This is a genomic window from Streptomyces sp. NPDC041713 (assembly GCF_055591085.1).
In genome coordinates this window covers 264,336-286,659 of sequence record NZ_JBVIZY010000006.1, presented here as the reverse complement: position 1 = coordinate 286,659, position 22,324 = coordinate 264,336, and the positions used below count along the sequence as shown (strand labels likewise).

Here is a 22,324-nt window from a genome sequence, read left to right as displayed (position 1 = left end):
GGTCACCCGCCCATGATCCGCCGGATCCCGGCCGTACCCTGAGCACCGCCCAGGGCCACGCCTAGGACTGCGCGACGGCGTCCACCAGGCCCTGCACCTCGGTGCCGGGCGGCGCGAGGAGGAAGACGTTCTTGTCGACCCGGTGCATGCCGCAGCCGAGGCCGAGGACCACGCCGCTGCTGAAGTCCAGGACCCGCTTGGCGACTTCCGTCTCCGCGCCGGTCAGGTCCAGCAGGACCGGGATCTGGGCCATCACGGTCTCGGCGACCTCGCGGGCGTCCGCGAAGACGTTCACCCGCATCACGACGAAGCGGCGCCGCGTCTCGGTCTCCGCGTCGGGCAGCGCGCGGTGCCCCGGCCACGAGGGCCATTCGTTGCGGCTGCGCAGCGGTACGACCTGGGCGAGCCCTTCCCACTGTTCATCGGTGACGTCGTGGCGCTGACTACTGCTCACTTGCCCACCCCGTCCTGGCTCGCACTTGTTCTCTGCACCGGCCAATTCTTACGCCAAGTCACCCGTTCAGCCCAACAGCGACACGGATGGCCCCGTCGGCACCGGCCCGGAAACGGGGCCAGGACAGGGGTGGGGGCGGCGTTTCGGGGCTTCCGGCTCCGTGAGGTTCGCCACCTTCGGGCACGGGGCCGACAGGTGTACCGGCGTCAACTCGGCCTGTCTAGGCCAGATCCGGGCGTTCCGCTCCCCGGGTCGCGGCCGGATGGTCGGGGCCCAGGAACAGCACCGGCTCCGGGTCGCCCTCGCCGGGGTGGGTGACCTGGTGCCAGCCCGCGCGCCGGTAGAAGCGCACTGCGGCGGCGGCCTGCGGTGAGGTCAGCAGCCAGCAACGGCCGTCGGGCGCACCGCCGGTCACCGCGGCGAGGAGCGCGCGGCCGACGCCGCGGCCGTGCGCGGACGGCCGGACGGCGAGTTCGTCGACCTGCAGGGCGCCGCCCAGCCACTCCTCCGTACGCCGGGCGCCGAGGGCGGCGGTGACGAGCGGGTAGGAGCGGGTGTCGGGCAGCGGGTATCCGGTCGGCCACGCGGACGCGAAGCCGAGGACGCGGGGTTCCCGGCCGCGCGGGCCGGGCCCCTGGCCTGCCGTGCCCTCCAGTGCGACCGCTCCCGTGAAGCCGGCGTACCCGGCCTCGTCCGCGAGTCGTTCGAGGTAGCGGTCGGCCTGGGCCGGGTCCTCGTTCCAGGGCGGCTGCCCGAACGCCTCGGCGTACACGGAGCGCACGCCCTCGGCGTACCCGAGCAGTTCGGCACCGGCCAGCCCGTTCCGGACGCGCAGCCCCGCCCTCACGCTCACGCGGCCGCGCCCCGGCCCGCACCGGCCGCCGCACGCGCGCCGAACGCCCCCACCGGGTTGAGCGACGCGAACTCCAGCGGCGCCGACGGGTCGATGGAGACGTCCAGCGGCGCCGACTCCGCGCCCGCGCGCACCAGCAGGTCGCCGACGGCCGCGATCATCGCGCCGTTGTCCGTGCACAGCCGCAGCGGCGGGACCCGCAGGGCGATGCCGGTCTGCCGGCAGCGTTCCTCGGCGAGCGCGCGCACCCGGGAGTTGGCCGCGACGCCGCCGACCACGACCAGCGTGCCGACGCCGTGTTCGCGGCAGGCCGCCACCGCCTTGCGGGTCAGCACGTCGGCGACGGCCTCCTGGAGCGAGGCCGCCCCGTCGGCGACCGGCAGCTCGTGCCCCGCGTGGTTCTCGGCCCAGCGGGCGGCGGCCGTCTTCAGGCCGGAGAAGGAGAAGTCGTACGGGGCGTCGCGCGGCCCGGTGAGCGGGCGTGGGAAGGACACGGCGGCCGGGTCCCCCTCCCGCGCCGCCCGGTCGACGGCCGGGCCGCCCGGGTAGGGCAGGCCGAAGACCCGCGCCACCTTGTCGAAGCACTCCCCCGCCGCGTCGTCGAGGGTGTCGCCGAGGTGGACGATCGGGTCGCGCGCCAGATCGCGTACGAGCAGCAGCGAGGTGTGGCCGCCGGACACGATCAGGACCATGCAGGGGTCGGGCAGCGAGCCGTGCTCCAGGGTGTCGGCGGCGACGTGCCCGGCCAGGTGGTGCACGCCGTACAGCGGGACGCCGAGCCCGTACGCGAGGCTCTTCGCGCCGGCGAGGCCGACCTGGAGGGCGCCGGACAGGCCCGGTCCCGTGGTCACGGCGACGGCGTCGACGTCGGACATCCGCAGGCCCGCCTCGTCGAGCGCCCTGCGGACCACCGGGGTGAAGGAGTGCAGGTGGGCGCGGGCGGCGATCTCCGGGACCACCCCGCCGTAGCGGGCGTGCTCGTCCATGCTCGACGCGACCGCGTGGCCGAGCAGCCGGCCCTCGCGGACCAGGCCCGCGCCCGTCTCGTCACAGGACGACTCGATGCCGAGCACCACCGGAGAGCCCATCGCACAGCGGCCTTTCTGCCCAGGGAGGCCGCGCGGGAGACCGCACGGCTTATTGCAAGTAGTTCGCAATAAGGGTACGCCGCCCGGTCACCAGTAGAGTGCGGCTGCGCAGCTTCTCCCCGAACCCCGAGGTCAGGTACCCGCAGTGACCCCCGCACCCCCCGCAGGCACCCCGGCCGTGACCGTCGTCGGGATCGGGGCCGACGGCTGGGAGGGCCTTCCGGCCGCCTCGCGCACGGCGCTCTGCGCCGCCGAGGTCCTGATCGGCGGCCCGCGCCAGCTCGACCTGCTGCCCGCCGACCGCTGCGCGGGCGAGCGCGTCGCCTGGCCCGCACCGCTGCGGCCCGCCGTGCCCGGCCTGCTCGCCGCGCACGCGGGGCGCCGCGTCGCCGTCCTCGCCAGCGGTGACCCGATGTTCTACGGCATCGGGCGGGCCCTGACCGAGGAACTGGGCGCCGCCGCGCTGCGCGTCCTGCCGCACCCGTCCTCCGTCTCCCTCGCCTGCGCGCGCCTCGGCTGGCCGGTCGAGGACACCGAGGTCGTCACGCTCGTCGGGCGCCCGGCCGCGCGGCTCACCGCCGCGCTGCACGACGGGCGCCGCCTCCTCGTGCTCAGCGCGAACGCGGCCACGCCCGGCGAGGTCGCCGCCCTGCTGCGCGAGCGCGGCTTCGGCCCGAGCCGGCTGCGGGTCCTCGAACAGCTCGGCGGGGAGGGCGAGTTGACGTACGACGGACGCGCCGACACCTGGGCGCACCCGCCCGGCGACGCGCTGAACGTCGTCGCCGTCGAGTGCCGCCGCTCCCCCGACGCGCTGCGGCTCGGCGTGGTGCCCGGCCTGCCCGACGCCGCGTACGAGAACGACGGCCAGCTCACCAAGCGGTACGTGCGTGCCGCCACGCTCGCCGCCCTCGCGCCCGCACCCGGCGAGCTGCTCTGGGACATCGGCGGCGGCTCGGGATCGATCGCCGTGGAGTGGCTGCGGGCGCACCCGTCGTGCCGTGCCGTCACCGTCGAGAAGAACCCCGTGCGCGCCGAGCGGATCACCCGCAACGCCGAACGGCTCGGCGTGCCCGCGCTGCGCGTCGTCACCGGCGCCGCGCCCGCCGCGCTCGCCGGACTCCCCGCGCCGGACGCCGTGTTCATCGGCGGCGGCCTCACCGCGCCCGGCCTCCTCGACGGCGCGTTCGCCGCGCTGGCGCCCGGCGGGCGCCTGGTCGCCAACACCGTCACGCTGGAGTCGGAGGCGCTGCTCACCGAGTGGTACCGGCGCCACGGCGGCGAGTTGGTGCGCCTCGCCGTCGCGCAGGCCGTCCCCGTGGGCGGCTTCACCGGCTGGCGGCAGGCCATGCCGGTCACCCAATGGTCCGTCACCAAGTCTGGAGAGCAAGAACGATGACCGTGTACTTCATCGGCGCGGGTCCCGGCGCCGCCGACCTGATCACGGTCCGCGGCGCGCGGCGGATCGCCGCCTGCCAGGTCTGCCTGTACGCGGGCAGCCTGGTGCCGCGCGAGCTGCTGGCCGAGTGCCCGGACGGCGCGCAGCTCGTGGACACCGCGCAGCTCACCCTGGACCAGATCACCGAGAAGCTGGTGCACGCGCACGAGCAGGGGCTCGACGTGGCGCGGCTGCACTCGGGCGACCCGTCGGTGTTCAGCGCGGTCGCCGAGCAGATGCGGCGGCTCGACGCGGCCGGGGTGCCGTACGAAGTGGTGCCGGGCGTCCCGGCGTTCGCCGCGGCGGCGGCCGCGCTGAAGCGGGAGCTGACGGTGCCGACCGTCGGCCAGACCGTCATCCTCACCCGGATCGCCCAGCGCGCGACCGCCATGCCGGAGGGCGAGGACCTGGCCACGCTCGGCCGCAGCGGCGCGCTGCTCGTGCTGCACCTGGCCGCGGGCTACGTCGACCGCGTGGTCGAGGAGCTCCTGCCGCACTACGGCGCCGACTGCCCCGCGGCCGTGGTCGCCCTCGCGAGCCGTCCCGACGAAGTGATCCTGCGGGGCACGCTGGAGTCCATCGCGGGGCAGGTCAAGGAGGCGGGCATCGTACGGACCGCCGTCATCATGGTGGGGCGGACGCTGGGGGCGTCGCAGTTCCGCGACAGCCATCTGTACTCGGCGGAGCGGGACCGGCACGTCTGCTGAGCGCGGCGCGTGCCGGGACCGTTGTCCGTGGCCCCTTACGGGGCGCGGACCCCGCTGCGCCCCACCACCGTGCCCGCCCGGTCGATGCAGATGACGTCCACCTGGACGGGGGCGCCCCGCAGCACCGCGAGCGCCTCGTCGCGGGCGGTCTCGGCGACCAGGTCGCCGAGCGGTACGCCCGCCGCCGCGCACAACTGCAGTGCGGCGAGGCCCGTGTTGGCGTCGGCGACCTGAGCGGCCAGGCCGGCACCGGCGCCGCCCCGGCGGGCGAGCTCGGCCAGGAAGCCCTTGTCGACCTGGGAGCGGGCCGAGTGCAGGTCCAGGTGGCCCGCCGCGAGCTTCGACAGCTTGGCGAAGCCGCCGCAGATCGTGAGGCGGTCGACGGGGTGGCGGCGCACGTACTTCAGGACCGCGCCCGCGAAGTCCCCCATGTCCAGGAGCGCGTCCTCCGGCAGGCCGTACTCGGCGACGACGGTCTTCTCCGACGTCGACCCCGTGCACCCGGCCAGATGGGTGCGCCCGGCCGCCCGCGCCACGTCCACGCCGCGCCGGATGGAGTCGATCCACGCCGAGCAGGAGTAGGGGACGACGATGCCGGTCGTGCCGAGGATCGACAGGCCGCCGAGGATGCCGAGGCGCGGGTTCCAGGTGGAGCGGGCGATCTCCTCGCCGTGGTCGACGGAGACGGTGATCTCGACGTCGCCGGTGCCGCCGTGCGCCGCGGCGACCGCCGCCACGTGGTCGCGCATCAGCTGCCGGGGCACGGGGTTGATCGCGGGCTCGCCCACGTCCAGGGGCAGCCCGGGGCGGGTGACGGTGCCCACGCCCGGGCCCGCCTTGAAGACGACGCCCGCGCCGGGGGGCAGCAGCCGTACCGTGGCCCGCAGCAGTGCGCCGTGGGTGACGTCGGGGTCGTCGCCGGCGTCCTTGACGACGGCCGCCATGGCGTACGTGTCGCGGGGGCGCGGTGCGGTCGGCCCCGCGCTCGGCCCTTCGATCGGCCCCTCATCCGGTTCCCCGACCAGCTCCTCCGCGGCGAGCGCGAAGGACGGGGTCTGGCCCTTGGGCAGGGTGATGGTCACCGGGTCGGGGAAGTCGCCGGTCAGCAGCGCCGTGTACGCGGCGGTGGTGGCGGCGGTCGCACAGGCGCCGGTCGTCCAGCCGGGCCGCAGACCGGTGTGCTTGAGTTGGGCGCCGCGTCCGCCCTTGGGCTCGCTTGCCGCACTTGCCTCACTCATGAAGGAAACCGAACTCCGTGCACGTACTGATTCTGGGTGGGACGACCGAGGCCCGCAGGCTGGCGGAGCTCCTCGTGGGCGAGGCGGGGCTGCGGGTGACCAGCTCCCTGGCGGGGCGGGTGGCCGCGCCCCGGCTGCCGCCCGGCGAGGTCCGCGTCGGCGGCTTCGGCGGGGCACAGGGGTTGGCGGCGTGGCTCCGCGAGCACCATGTGGACGCGCTCATCGACGCCACCCATCCTTTCGCCGGGACGATCTCGTTCAACGCGGCGACGGCTGCCGCCACCGCCCATGTTCCCCTGCTCGCCCTGCGCCGGCCCGGGTGGGTCGCCGGTGCCGGGGACGACTGGCACCCGGTCGACTCCCTGGAGCAGGCGGCGCGGGTGCTTCCCGGGCTCGGTGAGCGGGTGTTCCTGACCACGGGGCGGATGGGGCTCGCGGCGTTCTCGGGGGCGGATCTGGCGGGGCTGTGGTTCCTCGTACGTTCGGTCGACGCGCCGGAGCCGCCGTGTCCGGCCCGGATGGAGGTCCTCCTCGACCGGGGGCCGTTCACGTTGGACGGGGAGCGGGAGATCTTTTACTCCCACCACATCGATGTCGTGGTGACCAAGGACAGTGGGGGCGCGGCGACCGCGCCGAAGCTTGTCGCTGCGCGCGAGGCGGGGGTTCCCGTCGTGGTGGTCCGGCGTCCCCCCGGGCCGGAGGGGGTCACCGGCGTCGCCACGCCGGAGGAGGCGCTTGCTTGGGTGAGCCTGCTGCGTGGTGAGGAGCGGGTCGCTCGTGGCTGGTCGCGCAGTTCCCCGCGCCCCTGAGGTGGGCCTGGGCGGGTGCCCCACGACGGGCGGCCGTCACCCGGTGCGGGACGTGTGCGGCTGGCCCTGGTGGGGGCTGGTCGCGCAGTTCCCCGCGCCCCTGCAGGGGCGCGGACCCGTGCTTTTAGGGGCGCGGGGAACTGCGCGAGCGGCCACGGCGCACCCGCAGGCGGCACACCAGGGGGCTATCCCTCGGGATACCGCCGCGGTGTCCACACGATCTGCTCCTTGCCCCCGTGCCGCCTGACCCACCGGGTCTGGGAGGAGCCGACGATCAGGAGGGTGCGCATGTCGACGTCAGCCGGGTCCAGGTCGCCCAGGCGGACGATCCGGACGCTCTCCTCGGGGCCGCCCACGTCCCTGCCGAGCACCACCGGGGTGTCGGGGGTGCGGTGTTCCAGGAGCAGTTCGCGGGCCTTGCCCACCTGCCAGGTGCGGCTGCGCGAGCCGGGGTTGTAGAGGGCGAGGACCAGGTCCGCCGCGGCCGCCGCGGCCAGCCGCTCCGCGATGACCTCCCACGGCTTGAGGCGGTCGGAGAGGGAGAGCGTGGCGTAGTCGTGGCCGAGCGGGGCGCCCGCGCGGGCGGCGGCCGCGTTGGCGGCGGTCACCCCGGGGAGCACCCGTACGGGGACGTCCTCGTACGCGTCCTGCGAGGCGACCTCCAGGACCGCCGTGGCCATCGCGAAGACGCCGGGGTCGCCGCCCGAGACGACGGCCACCCGTCGCCCGCGCCGCGCCAACTCCAGTGCGTACTCCGCGCGTTCGGACTCGACCCGGTTGTCGGAGCCGTGCCGGCGCTGGCCGGGGCGGTGCGGCACCCGGTCGACGTACGTGGTGTAGCCGACCAGGTCGTCGGCGGCGGCGAGCGCGCCGCGCGTCTCGGGGGTCAGCCACAGCGGGCCCGCGGGTCCGGTGCCGACCACCACGACCTCTCCGCACCGCTCCGCGACCGGCTCCGGCGCGGGCCCGCCCGTCAGCGGCGCCACCCGGCTCGGCAGCACCGCCACGGAGAAGTACGGCACCGACTCCGGGTCCACGTCGGCCAGCCGGCCGGTGCGTTCGCCCGCCATGGTGGCCCGCTCGACGTAGCGCGCCTCGTCGAGGCGGCCCGCGCTCTCCAGCGCGCCGCGCACCTTGCCGAACGTGCGGCCCAGCTTCATGACGACCGCCGAGTCCGTCGCCGCGAGGCGCGCCGCGAGCTCCTCCTCCGGGAGCGTGCCCGGCAGGATCGTGAGCACCTCCTCGGCCTCCACGAGCGGCTCGCCGAGGCGGGCCGCCGCCGCGCTCACCGAGGTGACGCCGGGAATCACCTCGGTCGGGTAGCGGTGCGCGAGGCGCTTGTGCATGTGCTGGTAGGAGCCGTAGAAGAGCGGGTCGCCCTCGGCGAGGACGGCGACCGTGCGGCCCGCGTCGAGGTGGCCGGCGAGGCGGGCCGCGGCCTCCTCGTAGAACGCGTCGAGCGCGCCACGGTAGCCGCCGGGATGGTCGGTCCGCTCCGTGGTGACGGGGTAGACCAGCGCCTCCTCGATGTGGTCGGCGCGCAGGTGCGCGGCCGCGATCGAGCGGGCGATGGAACGGCCGTGCCGCGCCGAGTGGTACGCGACGACGTCGGCCGCCGCGATCACCTCGGCGGCGCGCAACGTCATCAGGGACGGGTCGCCGGGGCCGAGCCCGACCCCGTAGAGGCGGCCCTGCGGCTGCTGCTGTCCGGTGGGCACGCCGCTCATTCCGCCTCGCTCGCAATCGCGTTGATCGCCGCCGCGGCCATCGCGCTGCCGCCGCGACGTCCCCGTACGACCAGGTACTCCAGGCCCGCGTGGTGGGCCGCGAGCGCGTCCTTGGACTCGGCGGCGCCGACAAAGCCGACCGGGATGCCGAGGACGGCGGCCGGGCGGGGCGCGCCCTCCTCGATCATCTCCAGGAGGCGGAAGAGGGCGGTGGGAGCGTTGCCGATGGCCACGACCGACCCTTCGAGGCGGTCGCGCCAGAGTTCGAGGGCGGCGGCGCTGCGGGTAGTGCCGAGGCGCGCCGCGAGGTCCGGCACGGACGGGTCGGCGAGGGTGCAGATCACGTCGTTGCCGGCGGGCAGCCGCTTGCGCGTGACGCCGCTCGCGACCATGTTCGCGTCGCACAGGATCGGCGCGCCGTCGCGCAGCGCCTTGCGGGCGTCGGCGATCACGCGCGGGCTGTACGAGAGGTCGCGCACAAGGTCGACCATCCCGCAGGCGTGGATCATCCGGACCGCGACCTGGCTGACGTCGGCGGGCAGGCCCTCGAGGTCCGCCTCCGCGCGGATGGTGGCAAAGGACTCGCGGTAGATCGCCGCGCCGTCCTTCTCGTAGTCGAACACTGTGCTCTCGCTCATCTCGTGGCCGTGGTTTTCGGGGTGGTACGTGCGGTGGTGACCGTCTCGGTCAGGGTCCTGCCGGTGACGCGTGCGGGTTCCTCGCCGGGGGCGTGCACCGTGACCTCGTACCGTCCTTCGCCGGTGGCGAGTACGTCGACCCAGTCGCCGTGCGGGTGCCCGCAGCGCCGTTCGCAGCCGGACCAGTGGACGGGAAGCCCGCCGGGGCCCGGTACGACGTCCGCGCGGACGTCGGCGCGGGACTTGGCGCAGCCGGGGCGGCCGGTGCAGGCGCCGACGCCGAGCCACGGCGAGTCGGGGGTGGTGAGGTATCCGGCGCCGTCGAGCGCGGCCAGCCGTTCCCGGGCGGCCCCGTCGTCGGCGAAGCCGGGCAGCACGAAGCCACGCCAGGGCGTGACCCGCAGCTCGCCACCGGGCAACGGCAGCAAGGCCCGCCATGCGTCGACGCCCACCCGCCCGAGGGGGGCATTGACGAGGACGGCCCGCCCGTGAACACCGGGTGGGGGCGGGCCGGTGACGGGTACGGGCGGACCAGTGACGGGTACGTCCGGGGTGGCGACCGGCGCGCCCGCGGGGCCGACGGGTGTCTCAGCGGTGGGGACCGGCACGCCCAAGGTGCCGACCCGTGCCTCAGCGGTGGCCGTCGCCGCAACCCCCGCCCCCTCCAACGCCCCCGCCACGTCCACGTCCCACCCCGGCGGCAGCTCCCGTACCCGCCACGCGCCGTTGCCCGCCTCGTGGGCCGCGGTCAGGAAGGCTTCGGCTGCGGCCAGGGCCGCCCGTGGTGCGTCGGATGCGGTGACGCGGAGGGCACTCGACCCGACCCGTACGACCGCCGTACCCCCCGATTCTGCGATCAAGGTCACATCGCCGCCCAGTCCGGCCACATCTCCGCGGCCGTCGTCCAGGACGAACAGGAAGCGGCCGGAGAGCTGTGTCGTCCACTCCGCGCCGCAGAGGAGTCCGTCCAGCTCACGGGCCCACAACTGCACGTCGGCGTGGCCGAGTCCGTCCGTCGTGGCCAGGGGGGACGCCACCACGTTCCGGACGCGTTCGTGCCGTTCCGAGGGCAGCAGGCCCGCATCGGCGAGCAGTCGGGAGAGTTCGCCGCCGCAGGTCTCCCCGAGCCCGCGCAGCTCGATGTTGCCGCGCGAGGTGACGCTGAGGTTGCCGTCCGCCAGGCGCTCCGCCACATCGGCGAGCACCTCGACCTGACGGGCCGTCAAGAGGCCGCCGGGCAACCGGAGTCGGGCCAGGCGGCCGTCGTCGGCGAGGTGCAGGCGGAGTGCTCCGGGGCAGGCGTCACCCCGGTCACGTATGGGGGATTCGCCCTGGTCTGGGGAGGGGGTTCGGGTGGGCGGCATGGCGGCGAGCATACCCACGCCGATCCGGCCGGTCGCCTCCCGAGACGGGCCGTCCCGGCAGGTGGCCGCCCCGCTCGCGGCGGGCAGGACTTACTATGCAGGCGGCGGGCTGCCAAGTCCGTCGACGCCAGCGACGGCGTGGGTCCACCAGGACCCGAGGGAGGAAGCCCGGTGCGAATCCGGCGCGGTCCCGCCACTGTGAGCCCCACCCGTGGGGTGAGCCAGGAACTCCCGCCGTCCATACGACCACCCGGGGCGCGGACACCCCGAGGAAGGCCTGCGCCCGCATGCTTCTGCTGTTGTCGACCTCCGACACCGACCTGCTCAGCGCCCGCGCGGCGGGAGGCCCGGTCGACTACCGGTTCGCCAACCCCTCGCGCCTGGACCTCGCCGGGCTGCCCGCCCTGCTCGACGGCGTCGACCTCGTCGTCGTACGCCTCCTCGGCGGCGTACGCGCCTGGCAGGACGGCCTGGACCAGCTCATCGCCACCGGCCTCCCGGTCGTCGTGCTCACCGGCGAACAGGCACCCGACGCCCAGCTGATGGCGTCCTCCACCGTGCCGGTCGGCATCGCCGCCGAGGCGCACGCCTACCTGGCGCACGGCGGCCCCGCCAACCTGGAGCAGCTGGCCCGCTTCCTCTCCGACACCGTGCTGCTCACCGGCCACGGCTTCGAGCCGCCCGCGCCCGCCCCGTCCTGGGGCCCGCTGGAGCGCACGGCCCGCGCGGACGTCGAGGGCCCGACCGTGGCGGTGCTCTACTACCGCGCCCACCACATGAGCGGCAACACCGCCTTCGTGGACGCCCTGTGCGGCGCCATCGAGGACGCCGGGGCCCGCCCGCTGCCGCTGTACGTGGCCTCGCTGCGCGCCCCCGAGCCGGAGCTGATCGACGCGCTGCGCGCCGCCGACACCATCGTGACCACCGTCCTCGCGGCCGGCGGCACCAGGCCCGCCGAGGCCTCCGCGGGCGGCGACGACGAGTCGTGGGACGCGGGCGCCCTGTCCGGCCTGGACGTGCCGATCCTGCAGGCGCTCTGCCTGACCGGGTCGCGCTCCGCCTGGGAGGAGAACGACGAGGGCGTCTCGCCGCTCGACGCCGCGAGCCAGATCGCGGTGCCGGAGTTCGACGGCCGCCTCATCACGGTCCCCTTCTCCTTCAAGGAGATCGACGAGGACGGGCTTCCCGCGTACGTGGCCGACGCCGAGCGCGCGGCCCGCGTCGCCGGCATCGCCGTGCGGCACGCCCGCCTGAAGCACATCCCGGCCGCCGACAAGCGCCTCGCGCTGGTCCTGTCCGCGTACCCGACCAAGCACTCCCGCATCGGCAACGCGGTCGGCCTCGACACCCCCGCCTCCGCCGTGGCGCTGCTGCGCAGGCTGCGCGCCGAGGGGTACGACTTCGGGCCCGAGGCCGACATCCCCGGCCTGGTCTCCGGCGACGGCGACGAGCTGATCCGCGCGCTGATCGACGCGGGCGGCCACGACCAGGAGTGGCTGACCGAGGAGCAGCTCGCCGCCAACCCGGTGCGCATCCCGGCCGCCGACTACAAGCGCTGGTACGCGACGCTCCCCGCGGAGCTGCGCGCGTCCGTCGAGGGCCACTGGGGGCCGCCGCCCGGCGAGATGTTCCTGGACCGGTCCCGGGTGGGCGACGGCGGCGACCCGGAGGGCGACATCGTGCTCGCCGCCCTGCGCCGCGGCAATCTGCTCATCCTCATCCAGCCGCCGCGCGGCTTCGGCGAGAACCCGATCGCGATCTACCACGACCCGGATCTGCCGCCGTCGCACCACTACCTGGCGGCATACCGCTGGATCGCGGCCGCCGCGTCCGACGGCGGCTTCGGCGCCGACGCGATGATCCACCTCGGCAAGCACGGCAACCTGGAGTGGCTGCCCGGCAAGAACGCGGGGCTCTCCGCCGCCTGCGGCCCGGACGCCGCGCTCGGCGACCTGCCGCTGATCTACCCCTTCCTGGTCAACGACCCGGGCGAGGGCACGCAGGCCAAGCGCCGTGTGCACGCCACGCTCATCGACCACCTGGTGCCGCCGATGGCGCGCGCCGACTCCTACGGCGACATCGCCCGCCTGGAGCAACTCCTCGACGAATACGCCCAGATCAGCTCCATGGACCCGGCGAAGCTGCCCGCGATCCGCGCGCAGATCTGGACGCTCATCCAGGCCGCCAAGCTCGACCACGACCTGGGTCTTGAGGACCGTCCGGACGACGACGGCTTCGACGACTTCCTGCTGCACGTCGACGGCTGGCTCTGCGAGATCAAGGACATGCAGATCCGCGACGGTCTGCACGTGCTCGGCGCCGCCCCGGCGGGCGCCGACCGCGTCAACCTCGTCCTCGCGATCCTGCGGGCCCGCCAGATCTGGGGCGGCACCACCGCGCTGCCGGGTCTGCGCGAGGCCCTCGGTCTCGACGAGTCCGCGGCGACCCGCACCGGCGCCGACGAGGCCGAGGAGAAGGCCCGCGCGCTGGTCCAGGCGATGGACGACGCGGACTGGGACCTCGCCGCGCTCCCCACCGACCAGGGTGAACAGGTCGCCGCCGTCCTGGAGTTCGCGGCCCGCGAGGTCGTCCCGCGCCTCGCAGGCACCACCGCCGAGCTCGACCACGCGGTGCACGCCCTGAACGGCGGCTTCGTCCCGGCGGGCCCCTCGGGCTCTCCCCTGCGCGGCCTGGTCAACGTCCTGCCGACCGGCCGCAACTTCTACTCGGTCGACCCCAAGGCCGTGCCGTCCCGCCTCGCGTGGGAGACCGGCCAGGCGCTGGCCGACTCCCTGCTGGAGCGGTACAAGTCCGACAACGGCGCGTACCCCACCTCCGTCGGCCTGTCCCTGTGGGGCACCAGCGCGATGCGCACCGCGGGCGACGACGTCGCGGAGGCCATGGCGCTGCTCGGCGTCCGCCCCGTCTGGGACGACGCGTCGCGCCGCGTCACCGGCCTGGAGGCCATCCCGTACGAGGAGTTGGGCCGCCCGCGCATCGATGTGACGCTGCGCATCTCAGGGTTCTTCCGCGACGCGTTCCCGCACACCATCGGCCTGCTCGACGACGCGGTACGGCTCGCCGCCTCCCTGGACGAGCCCGCCGACCGCAACCACGTCCGCGCCCACGCCCAGGCCGACCTGGCCGAGCACGGCGACGAACGCCGGGCCACCACCCGCATCTTCGGCTCCCGCCCCGGCACGTACGGCGCCGGTCTGCTGCAGCTCATCGACTCCCGCGACTGGCGCACCGACGCCGACCTCGCCGAGGTGTACACGGTGTGGGGCGGTTACGCGTACGGCCGCGGGCTCGAAGGACGCCCGGCGCGCGCCGAGATGGAGACCGCGTACAAGCGCATCGCGGTGGCCGCGAAGAACACCGACACCCGCGAGCACGACATCGCGGACTCGGACGACTACTTCCAGTACCACGGCGGCATGGTGGCGACCGTGCGCGCGCTGCGGGGCACCGCCCCGGAGGCGTACATCGGCGACTCCACGCGCCCCGAGACGGTCCGCACCCGCACGCTGGTGGAGGAGACCTCGCGGGTGTTCCGCGCGCGCGTCGTCAACCCCAAGTGGATCGAGGCGATGCGCCGCCACGGCTACAAGGGCGCCTTCGAACTCGCCGCGACCGTGGACTACTTGTTCGGGTACGACGCCACGACGGGCGTCGTCGCCGACTGGATGTACGACAAGCTCACCGAGACGTACGTCCTCGACCCGACGAACCGTCAGTTCCTCCAGGAGAACAACCCCTGGGCGCTGCACGGCATCGCGGAGCGCCTCCTGGAGGCCGAGTCGCGCGGCATGTGGGCGAAGCCGGACCCGGCGGTGCTCGAAGCGCTGCGCCAGGCCTACCTGGAGACCGAGGGCAACCTGGAGGACGAGGGCTGAGCCCCTCGCCCGCCCCGGCGGCCGGCCGTCACCGCGCCGGCCGGCCGCCGTCCAGCCAGGCCAGCGCGGCCGTCGTCAGCGCGGTGACGCCGGTGGTGAGCGTCGGCTCGACCAGCGGCGCGAAGGACGGCGAGTGGTTCGAGGGGATGTCCCGCTCGAAGGTGCCCGCGCGCTGCGCGGCGATCACCTCGTCCGCGTCGGCGCCGCCGAACAGCCAGTAGCAGAGCGGGACTTCGCCCTCCGCGGCGGTGGCGAAGATCCCGACGTCCTCGCTGCCGGTGACCTGGCCGGGGTCGATGACCCGCTCCGTGCCGAGGACGGCGCTGATCGCGGCCATCGTCCGGTCGACGGCGTCCGCGTCGTTGACGACGACGGGGAAGGTGTCGATCTCCGTGATCTCCGGCTCCTTCTCCGCCCCGGCCGTGGCGGCCTCGCCCCTGATGATGCGCTCGACGGCGGCGAGGACGCGGGTGCGGACCTCGGGCGTGTAGGTGCGGATGTTGAGCTGGAGTTCGGCCTCGTCGGGAATGATGTTGTGCTTCGTGCCCGCCCGCACCGAGCCGACGGTGACCACGGCGGTCTCGCCGCCCGCGATCTCCCGGGACACCACCGTCTGCAGCCGCATCACGGTCGACGCGGCGAGGACGACGGGGTCGATGGTCGCCTCCGGGCGCGAGCCGTGCCCGCCCTTGCCGAACAGCCGCACCCGCAGCGCGTCGGTCGCCGCGAAGGCCGCGCCCGGGTGGGCGCCGATCATGCCGGCGGGCAGCGGCGCGACGTGCTGGCCGAGCACGACGTCGGGCGTGCCGAACCGCTCGTAGAAACGGTCGTCGACCATCTCCTGCGCGCCCTGCCCGGCCTCCTCTGCGGGCTGGAAGACGGCGACGATCCGGCCGGACCAGTCCTCGCGGGCGTCGGCCAGCAGCTTCAGGGCGCCCAGCAGACAGGTGACGTGCATGTCGTGGCCGCAGGCGTGCATGACGCCGTCGGTGCGGGAGGCGTACGGCAACCCGGTGCGCTCGGTGACGGGGAGCGCGTCCATGTCGGCGCGGAGCAGGACGGTGGGGCCGGCGGCCGGCTCCGAGTCACGGTCCTCAGACTCGGGGCCACCGTCCGGTTGCGCGCCGTCGTTCGCCAGGACGGCGACCACGCCGGTGCGGCCGACGCCGGTGGTGACCTCGTAGCCGTACGAGGCGGCGCGGCGGGCGACCTCGGCGGCGGTGCGGTGTTCCTCGAAGGAGAGCTCCGGGTGGGCGTGCAGATCGCGGTAGAGGTCGGCCAGGTCGTCCCGGATGGCGTCGAGGCCGCGCAGGGCGGCGGGTCGGGACGTGCTGGTGAGCTCACCCGTGGCGGCGGGCTTCGGTTCGGCGGCGGTCATCTCACGCTCCTCGTCTGTGGCGCTCCCGCCGTCCAACGTACGGGGTCGTGATCAGGATCGACTTGCCAGAACCGCCGGAACCGCCCGCCGGAACCACCGGAACCACCGGAACCGGACCGTGACCCCGACGCGTCCCCTCGCCTGCCGCCACCGAAGATCGAAAGGGACCGCACCCCATGACCACACCCCCCGCCGCACCCACCACCGCGACCGCACCCCCCACCCCGACCGCCACCCGCCACCTCTACATCGCCCGGCACGCCGAGGCCACGCCCGACGAGAGCGGGCTGAGCGAGGCGGGCCTGCGCCAGGCGGTACTGCTCGGCGAACGGCTCAGGGACATACCGCTCGCGGCGATCCACCACGGCCCGCTCCCCCGCGCCACGCAGACCGCCCAACTGATCGGCGAGCGGCTCGCCGGAGTCCCCCTGCACAGTTCGGAACCGGCCGGCGACTACATCCCCTACCTGCCCGCGCGGGACGAACTGCCGCCGGAGACCGCGGAGGCCACCCTGGCGCGTCTCGCCGAGTTCCCCGAGGCGGAGCGCGCGGGCGGACCGGCCCTGGCCCGCGAGGCGGTCGCCCGGTTCACCGGCCCCGTCGCGGGAACCGAGCCGCGGCACGAACTCCTCGTCACCCACAACTTCCTGATCGGCTGGCTGGTCCGGGCCGCGCTCGGCGCCCCGCCCGCACGCTGGCTGGGCCTGAACCACGGCAACGCGGCCCTGACCCTGCTGCGGTACACCCCCGGCCGCACCGCCACGGTGGTCTTCTTCAACGACATGCGCCACCTGCCGAAAGAGCTGCGCTGGACCGGTTTTCCCCCGGAGCTCCGCGGCTGAAGCGGCTGGTGCGCGAGCCCGTCCGCCGACTTCTGCCTGATCACCCCATAGCGGGGAACACGGCGGACAGCGGGATCACCCGCGACTCCCCGTCCCCCGGCAGGAGAAGACAGATGCTTGCAATCGCGGCAGCCGTGCTCTTCGTCATCGCGTTCGTCATCCACGCCACCGAGACATCGACCGAGGCCGTCTTCAGCCCGACGAGCCTCATGCTCGTCGGCCTCGCGCTCCTCGCCCTGCACTCGGCCGGCCTCGGGTCCGGCTGGTCCGCGGGCCGCGGACGCCGGCGCTGAGCCACGGCCGCGGGCGGGCGGTGCCGGTCCGGCGGAATCAGGGCCGCCGGTGCCGCCCGGCCCTCGTAATCCCGTGCCCCATCCCCCGTGCCTGCGGCCTAGGCGGCGGGGCCTTCCGAGGCGGCCGCCATGAGCGGCGCCGCCGCCTGCTCGGTCGTGTCCGGCGGCACGACCAGCAGATCCCAGCGTCCCCGGCCCGGAGCGAGCAGGAGGACGGTGTGCGGCAGAGGCGCCGTCGGGTTGCGGTGCACCTGGACGACCTGGTTGGCCACGAGCATCCGGCCCGGCGCGTCGGACCACATCGGTCCGTTGACGGTGACGGAGCTGACCTCGCCCCAGGCGTGGGGCAACCCCGCCAACAGCTGCGGAAGTTCGGCGAGCACATCGTACGAGCGCGGCCACCATGCGCCGTCGATGGCCCGGGGCAGCGTGCCGCGGGGTGCCAGGCTCAGGCGGAGGTCGGGATGGGTGGGCTGGTGGAGGGGTTCCGGGGCGAGGACCATGGCGCGCCTGCCAACTTTCTCATGGGGGGTGGGCGGTTGGATGCGGAGGCGGCGGGCAAAGACCCGGGCCGGGCGGATACGGGCCGTGGCGGTACGGGGAGCGCGGATCGCCGGGCCGGCCCCTGAAGGCGTGTCGGCGCCCGAGGGGGCGGCCGTCGCGGGGGTGCCGGAAACGAGGGTCATACGGGGCTCCTCGGCCTCGGTGCGAATGGCGCGGCCGGGGTCACGGGCTGCCCCTGTGGAGGGAGTTGCGCGGCCCGACCGGTCGGAAACGACGTCGAGGGCCCTCGCCCTGTCCACCGTACTCCCGTACGCCCGAAAGCGGAGCGGTCCGGATCGGCCGGCCTCCGCGTTGACACGGACCGCGGCCGGACGTTGACTGACAAAAGCCCGGCGGGAGCACCAGCTTTCCGCAGGGCCGGACACGAGCCGTGCACACCATCGATCACGCCCGCACACCGAGCACGATCATCCCCACCTGCGGAACGGAAACGGCACCTGATGTACGACCAGACACGCGCCCAGCAGCCCGCGGACCAGCCGGGGGGCCGTTCGGAACGTCCCGCCGCCGGACCGGAGCCGCTGCTCCCGTCGGACGAACGCGACAGGATCACCCGGCGCCTCGGCCACTCGGTCAACACCTTCGCGGACACCCCGCGCGAGGCGCTGGAGGAGGCCGACGCCCTGTTGGACGAGACGTCCGCCAAGCTGGTGGAGGCCATCGCGGAGCGGCGGCGTGCCCTGCGCGCCGGCTGGCACGAGCAGGATCTCGACACCCAGTCGGCCGAGGCCCGGCTCGCGCTGCGCCAGTACCGGGAGACCATCCAGCGGCTGACCCGGCTCTAGGGTCTTTCGCCGGGCGGCGGGCCCGGCGCACCCGGCCGGTCCGCGGAGTACGGTGGAGGGTACCGAGGGCATTTCGCACACCGGCTCCGAGCCGGGTCGTTCTCGGTGAGCGATGAACCCCGGGCCGGTCGCAGCGGCCGACCCGGAGACGGGTCCGCGCCATGTCGGCGACCTTGCACCCACTCCTGCCCCCCGTCGAGCCCGACGCGGCCCCGGCCGTGCGGCTCACGCTCAAGAGCGGCGGCACACACCGAGGACTCCTGGACGGCGCCTGGTGGCCCCGCTCCCGGGACCTGCTGAGCGAACTGCCCGCGCTGACCGCGGCGTTGGAACCGGTGTGGGGCCGCATCACCCGCGTCGCCGTCAATCCGACGTACTGGCCGGTCGTCCCGCGCAAGGTCCCCGTGGACGGTCACGTCGTGCGGGTCGGCTGGTTCACCCCGGAGATCGACCCGCACAAACTGCTCCTGCTCTCGTACGGTGTCGGCCGCTGGGACCTGCTGGTCGTCCCGCCCGGGACGGCACCCGAGGCGGCGGCCCGTCTCATGGCGGCCGCGTCCGACCCGGCGGGCCCGGAGCTGACCGCGAGCGCGCTCATGGCCGAGGACGCGGCACGGCACGGCGCCCACGCGCCGGCCGAGCCGCTGGGCCTGGACCAGGCGTGGGAGTACGAGGGCGGGGCCGCGGCGGTGTCGGCGGTTGTGGCGGCCGACCCGGGCGGCCGCCCGGCCGGCGTCCGGTAAGGGGGTTGCCGTGACCGCCTCGCGGTCGGCCGCTGCATAGAATCTGCCTCATGTCGAAGACTGACGAACTGCTCGTTGACGTCGCCGCCCTGGTGGAGTCCGGGCAGAGCAACCAGATGTCCCTGACCGTGGTCACCGGCGGCGCCGTGATCACCGGCCGACTGGCTCCCGAAGCGGTGTGGAGGCAGCGGGTGTCCGAGGTCCTGACGGACTCGGTCCGCCTGGGTGAGTTCTCCGCCGTGTTCGACACTCCCACGAAGGACGGGCCGCCCACCCATCTGCACTTCCACGTCGCCCGGATCCTGCAGGGCACGGTGGGGATCCCCGAGACGGGCGGGATGTACCGGGTGGCAATCGACGACGTCAGCGCCTGGAGCATGGGCGACTTCAGCTATTCCGACCACTGAGCCACGCCGACGACCGAGCCACCCCGACGACTGAGCCACTACGACGACCGCGCACGCCGCCCGGGTCAGCCGGCTCGCTGCTCACGCAGGGGCCGGCCCGCCCGGTGCAGGCTCCTGAGCGCCTGGCCGTAGGAGGCGACGAGCGAGGTCTGCAGGTACGTCACACCCAGCTCGTCGCAGTAGCGGCGGACCAGGAGCTGCGCCCTGCGCAGGTTCGGCGAGGGCATGCTGGGGAACAGGTGGTGCTCGATCTGGTGGTTCAGCCCGCCCAGCACGACGTCCGTGAACCAGCTTCCGCGTACGTTGCGCGAGGTGAGCACCTGGCGGCGCAGGAAGTCGGGCCGTTCGTCGCCGGTGAGCGTCGGCATGCCCTTGTGGTTCGGGGCGAAGATGGCGCCCAGATAGAGGCCGAACAGGCACTGGTGCACGACGATGAACAGCACCGCCTTGCCCGGTGAGAGTGTCAGGAACAGGGCCGAGAGGTACAGGGCGAAGTGCGCGGCCAGCAGCGCCCCTTCGAGCCGGCGCTGCTTGAGCGACCGGTCCGCCAGGGCGCGCACCCCGGCGACGTGGAGGTTGAAGCCCTCCAGGGCCAGGAGGGGGAAGAACAGGTACGCCTGCGCCCTCCCGATCAGCCGGGGCAGGCCGCCGGCCGCGCGGGCCTGCGCCTGGCTCCAGACCAGGATGTCGGGGGCCACGTCGGGGTCGAGCTCCTCGTGGTTGGGGTTCGCGTGGTGGCGCGCGTGCTTGTCCTGCCACCAGCCGTATCCCATGCCGATGCCGAGGTTGGCGGCGATCCGTCCGACCACCGCGCTGGAACGGGTCCTGCGGAACACCTGGCGGTGGCCGACGTCGTGGGCGACGAGCGCGACCTGGCCGAAGACCAGCGCCAGGAACGCTCCGATCGCCAGCGTCCACCAGCTGTCGCCGACGGCCACGAAGGCCGTCCAGCCGCCCGCGAAGGCCGCTGTCACCAGGGCCATGCGCACGCCGTAGTAGAACGGCCTGCGCCGCATCAGCCCGGCGTCCTTGATCTCCTTCGCCAGTCGTGCGAAGTCACTGCCCCCCTCACGTCGGGCGGGGCGCGCCCGATCCGTCGTGGGAGGGCGGAGGGTGGTCGACATGTGTCGCCTCGATTCGCGCCGCGAGCCGGCTCGCCGTCGACGTCGGAGGGACGTCGGCGGCGGCGCCGGGCGGGGCGGTAGAAAATGAGATCTGTCACGCCGTCGTGGTGGCGTGGTGCACAGATCGGGCCCGTGCGGTCCCGGCGCGTCGTCTTTGTCGGCCCGCGTCCGTGGTGCGACGTGCGGGCCGGTGCGCCGTCCCGGACCGGAGGGCCGGAAAGGGGAGCCGAGTGCTGGGGCGCCCTTACGTCAGCCTACACAGGGCCACATTCGCGCGGCGTAAGGCCATTCGCGGCGTCACGCAGGCCGAGGCCATGGCAGGATCGCCTTATGGCTACAAACGTTTTCTTCAACATCACCATCGATGGCGAGGCCGCAGGCCGCATCGTCTTCAAGCTGTACGACGACGTCGTCCCCAAGACGGCGCAGAACTTCCGTGAGCTCGCCACCGGCCAGAACGGCTTCGGGTACGAGGGCTCCGGCTTCCACCGCGTCATCCCGGAGTTCATGCTCCAGGGCGGCGACTTCACCCGCGGTGACGGCACCGGCGGCAAGAGCATCTACGGCGAGAAGTTCGCCGACGAGAACTTCCAGCTCAAGCACGACAAGCCGTTCCTGCTGTCGATGGCGAACGCGGGCCCGAACAGCAACGGCTCGCAGTTCTTCATCACGACCGTCCTCACCCCGTGGCTCGACGGCAAGCACGTCGTCTTCGGCGAGGTCGTCGAGGGCGAGGACCTGGTGAAGAAGATCGAGTCCCTGGGCTCGCGCTCCGGTGCCACGAAGGCGAAGATCGTCATCGCGTCCTCGGGCGTCGTGGGCGAGTAACACGTCGTTCCCGTAACACCGGGTTCGATAACACTGCATTTCGGACCGTGAGGGCCGGCGTCGACACAGGTCGCGCCGGCCCTCGCTCGTTCCCTCCTCCCGCCTCTGCCGCCCCCTCCTGACCATCCCTTTTAGCGTTGCCGATCTTGGGCACCCGGGGATGCGTGATCTTGGTTGTCGTCCACCATTGAGGGAGGGAATGACCGTGCCCTCGCGCCCGGTTCGCCGCAGGGATCGTGAGCGGCGCTTCGATCTCCGTACGACCGCCCTGTTCTTCGTCCTCGTCGCCGTCGCCCTGTGCGGCACGGTGTTCCTGGTCAGGACCGCCGCGCAGATGGCGCAGACCCGTCCGCTGTGGGTCGGATCGCTCGTCGTCGTGGGTCTCGCGGCCGCCTATCTGGGACGGGCCCGGTGGCGCCGTTTCTCCGCGGCGCGGTATGCGCGGCGCGCGGCCGAGGTCCTGGAGGAGGCGGCCGAGCGGGCCTCGGCGAGCCTCGACGCCACCGCGCCCGCGGGGCCGGCACCCGCCGTCGCCGGGGTTGCCGACCTGCGCGGGGCCGGCGGGTGGGGGCCGCGGGACGAGACGTACGTGGACCAGACGTACGTGGACGAGACGTACGTGGACCGGACGGACATGGCCGAGACCTACGTGGCCGAGACCACGTACACGGTGACCGAGTCGGCCTCCGAGACGCTCGTCCTGGACGACGACGTGGAGGCCGCGACGACCGTCGTGCTCGACGCGCCGGTCGACTACGCCGCCCTCGACCCCGACGCCTTCGAGCAGGCCATAGCCGACCTGTGCGCCCGTGACGCCTGCCAGGACGCCGAAGTCGTGGGCGGCGCCTGCGACTTGGGCGCGGACGTCCTGGCGGTGGCCCCGGACGGCCGCAGGGTCGTCATCCAGTGCAAGCGGTACGGCGCGGACCACAAGGTCGGCTCCCAGGACCTGCAGCGCTTCGGGGGCACGTGTTTCACCGTCCACGAGGCGGACGTCGCGGCGCTCGTGACGACGAGCGACTTCACCGCGCCCGCCCTGGAGTACGCGGAGCAGTGCGGCATAGTCTGCGTGAACGGCGCGGAGCTTCAGGCGTGGTGCGACGGCACCGGCCCGAACCCCTGGGAACTGGTGCCGGTCGAGGCCTGAGCCG

21 protein-coding genes and 1 riboswitch are annotated in these 22,324 nt (G+C 74.1%); of the genes, 11 read left to right on the top strand and 10 right to left on the bottom strand.

Annotated elements, in window-relative coordinates; genetic code table 11:
- Positions 1–61: 61 nt before the first annotated feature.
- The 3 genes from ACZ6CV_RS20730 to tsaD all read right to left on the bottom strand — a co-directional run bounded on the left by ACZ6CV_RS20730 (position 62) and on the right by tsaD (position 2,395).
- Entirely contained in the window at positions 62–454 is a 393-nt protein-coding gene (locus tag ACZ6CV_RS20730) for a cell division protein SepF (protein WP_355804711.1), read from the bottom strand.
- 220 nt (positions 455–674) lie between these two features.
- The gene (locus tag ACZ6CV_RS20725) at positions 675–1,301 is read right to left on the bottom strand and encodes a GNAT family N-acetyltransferase (protein ID WP_469252461.1); all 627 of its coding nucleotides are present in this window, start codon (positions 1,299–1,301) and stop codon (positions 675–677) included.
- Between the two features lie 2 nt (positions 1,302–1,303).
- Positions 1,304–2,395, bottom strand: coding sequence for a tRNA (adenosine(37)-N6)-threonylcarbamoyltransferase complex transferase subunit TsaD (gene tsaD, locus ACZ6CV_RS20720; RefSeq protein ID WP_469252204.1), 1,092 nt, complete (start codon positions 2,393–2,395; stop codon positions 1,304–1,306).
- A 145-nt stretch (positions 2,396–2,540) separates the two neighbouring features.
- Here tsaD and cbiE point away from each other — a divergent pair, with 145 nt between their 5' ends.
- Entirely contained in the window at positions 2,541–3,791 is a 1,251-nt protein-coding gene (gene cbiE, locus ACZ6CV_RS20715; protein WP_469252203.1) for a precorrin-6y C5,15-methyltransferase (decarboxylating) subunit CbiE, read from the top strand.
- On the top strand, positions 3,788–4,537 hold the full coding sequence (cobM, locus tag ACZ6CV_RS20710) for a precorrin-4 C(11)-methyltransferase (protein ID WP_362375625.1): 750 nt from the start codon (positions 3,788–3,790) through the stop codon (positions 4,535–4,537). The genes cbiE and cobM overlap by 4 nt, the downstream gene beginning before the upstream one ends.
- 35 nt (positions 4,538–4,572) lie before the next feature.
- On the opposite strand, the gene ACZ6CV_RS20705 is transcribed toward cobM, so the two are convergent.
- Positions 4,573–5,775, bottom strand: a complete 1,203-nt coding sequence (locus ACZ6CV_RS20705; protein WP_469252202.1) for a cobalt-precorrin-5B (C(1))-methyltransferase — start codon at positions 5,773–5,775, stop codon at positions 4,573–4,575.
- A gap of 17 nt (positions 5,776–5,792) precedes the next feature.
- Here ACZ6CV_RS20705 and ACZ6CV_RS20700 point away from each other — a divergent pair, with 17 nt between their 5' ends.
- Complete coding sequence (locus ACZ6CV_RS20700) at positions 5,793–6,584, top strand: cobalt-precorrin-6A reductase (protein ID WP_469252201.1); 792 nt, start codon at positions 5,793–5,795, stop codon at positions 6,582–6,584.
- Between the two features lie 185 nt (positions 6,585–6,769).
- On the opposite strand, the gene ACZ6CV_RS20695 is transcribed toward ACZ6CV_RS20700, so the two are convergent.
- The 3 genes from ACZ6CV_RS20695 to ACZ6CV_RS20685 are packed head-to-tail and all read right to left on the bottom strand — an operon-like array spanning position 6,770 to position 10,325.
- Positions 6,770–8,311, bottom strand: coding sequence for a precorrin-2 C(20)-methyltransferase (locus ACZ6CV_RS20695; RefSeq protein WP_469252200.1), 1,542 nt, complete (start codon positions 8,309–8,311; stop codon positions 6,770–6,772).
- Positions 8,308–8,949 (bottom strand): precorrin-8X methylmutase, encoded by a 642-nt coding sequence (locus ACZ6CV_RS20690; RefSeq protein WP_362375635.1) that lies wholly within the window; start codon positions 8,947–8,949, stop codon positions 8,308–8,310. The genes ACZ6CV_RS20695 and ACZ6CV_RS20690 overlap by 4 nt, the downstream gene beginning before the upstream one ends.
- Positions 8,946–10,325 (bottom strand): cobalamin biosynthesis protein CobG, encoded by a 1,380-nt coding sequence (locus ACZ6CV_RS20685; protein WP_469252199.1) that lies wholly within the window; start codon positions 10,323–10,325, stop codon positions 8,946–8,948. The genes ACZ6CV_RS20690 and ACZ6CV_RS20685 overlap by 4 nt, the downstream gene beginning before the upstream one ends.
- 107 nt (positions 10,326–10,432) lie before the next feature.
- A riboswitch (cobalamin riboswitch) is annotated at positions 10,433–10,564 on the top strand.
- 36 nt (positions 10,565–10,600) lie between these two features.
- Between ACZ6CV_RS20685 and cobN the strand changes: the two genes are divergently transcribed.
- Positions 10,601–14,209, top strand: a complete 3,609-nt coding sequence (gene cobN, locus ACZ6CV_RS20680; protein ID WP_469252198.1) for a cobaltochelatase subunit CobN — start codon at positions 10,601–10,603, stop codon at positions 14,207–14,209.
- A gap of 28 nt (positions 14,210–14,237) precedes the next feature.
- Here the strand turns inward: cobN and ACZ6CV_RS20675 are convergent, their stop codons facing one another.
- On the bottom strand, positions 14,238–15,587 hold the full coding sequence (locus ACZ6CV_RS20675) for an amidohydrolase (protein ID WP_469252197.1): 1,350 nt from the start codon (positions 15,585–15,587) through the stop codon (positions 14,238–14,240).
- Positions 15,588–15,763: 176 nt separating this feature from the next.
- Here ACZ6CV_RS20675 and ACZ6CV_RS20670 point away from each other — a divergent pair, with 176 nt between their 5' ends.
- The gene (locus ACZ6CV_RS20670) at positions 15,764–16,429 is read left to right on the top strand and encodes a histidine phosphatase family protein (RefSeq protein ID WP_469252196.1); all 666 of its coding nucleotides are present in this window, start codon (positions 15,764–15,766) and stop codon (positions 16,427–16,429) included.
- Between the two features lie 113 nt (positions 16,430–16,542).
- Positions 16,543–16,722: a hypothetical protein gene (locus tag ACZ6CV_RS20665; protein ID WP_362375644.1), complete on the top strand. Its 180-nt coding sequence runs from the start codon at positions 16,543–16,545 to the stop codon at positions 16,720–16,722.
- Positions 16,723–16,820: 98 nt separating this feature from the next.
- Here ACZ6CV_RS20665 and ACZ6CV_RS20660 read toward each other — a convergent pair whose 3' ends face one another.
- Positions 16,821–17,408, bottom strand: a complete 588-nt coding sequence (locus tag ACZ6CV_RS20660) for a DUF5994 family protein (protein WP_469252195.1) — start codon at positions 17,406–17,408, stop codon at positions 16,821–16,823.
- Between the two features lie 318 nt (positions 17,409–17,726).
- Between ACZ6CV_RS20660 and ACZ6CV_RS20655 the strand changes: the two genes are divergently transcribed.
- The 3 genes from ACZ6CV_RS20655 to ACZ6CV_RS20645 all read left to right on the top strand — a co-directional run bounded on the left by ACZ6CV_RS20655 (position 17,727) and on the right by ACZ6CV_RS20645 (position 19,221).
- The gene (locus ACZ6CV_RS20655; protein WP_469252194.1) at positions 17,727–18,071 is read left to right on the top strand and encodes a hypothetical protein; all 345 of its coding nucleotides are present in this window, start codon (positions 17,727–17,729) and stop codon (positions 18,069–18,071) included.
- 161 nt (positions 18,072–18,232) lie between these two features.
- Positions 18,233–18,814, top strand: a complete 582-nt coding sequence (locus tag ACZ6CV_RS20650) for a DUF5994 family protein (protein WP_469252193.1) — start codon at positions 18,233–18,235, stop codon at positions 18,812–18,814.
- Positions 18,815–18,864: 50 nt separating this feature from the next.
- The gene (locus ACZ6CV_RS20645) at positions 18,865–19,221 is read left to right on the top strand and encodes a hypothetical protein (protein ID WP_362375651.1); all 357 of its coding nucleotides are present in this window, start codon (positions 18,865–18,867) and stop codon (positions 19,219–19,221) included.
- A 65-nt stretch (positions 19,222–19,286) separates the two neighbouring features.
- On the opposite strand, the gene ACZ6CV_RS20640 is transcribed toward ACZ6CV_RS20645, so the two are convergent.
- Complete coding sequence (locus ACZ6CV_RS20640) at positions 19,287–20,345, bottom strand: fatty acid desaturase family protein (protein WP_469252192.1); 1,059 nt, start codon at positions 20,343–20,345, stop codon at positions 19,287–19,289.
- Between the two features lie 330 nt (positions 20,346–20,675).
- Between ACZ6CV_RS20640 and ACZ6CV_RS20635 the strand changes: the two genes are divergently transcribed.
- Both ACZ6CV_RS20635 and ACZ6CV_RS20630 read left to right on the top strand, forming a co-directional pair.
- Complete coding sequence (locus ACZ6CV_RS20635; protein ID WP_362375656.1) at positions 20,676–21,173, top strand: peptidylprolyl isomerase; 498 nt, start codon at positions 20,676–20,678, stop codon at positions 21,171–21,173.
- Between the two features lie 199 nt (positions 21,174–21,372).
- The gene (locus ACZ6CV_RS20630) at positions 21,373–22,320 is read left to right on the top strand and encodes a restriction endonuclease (RefSeq protein WP_469252191.1); all 948 of its coding nucleotides are present in this window, start codon (positions 21,373–21,375) and stop codon (positions 22,318–22,320) included.
- The last annotated feature ends 4 nt before the right edge of the window (positions 22,321–22,324 follow it).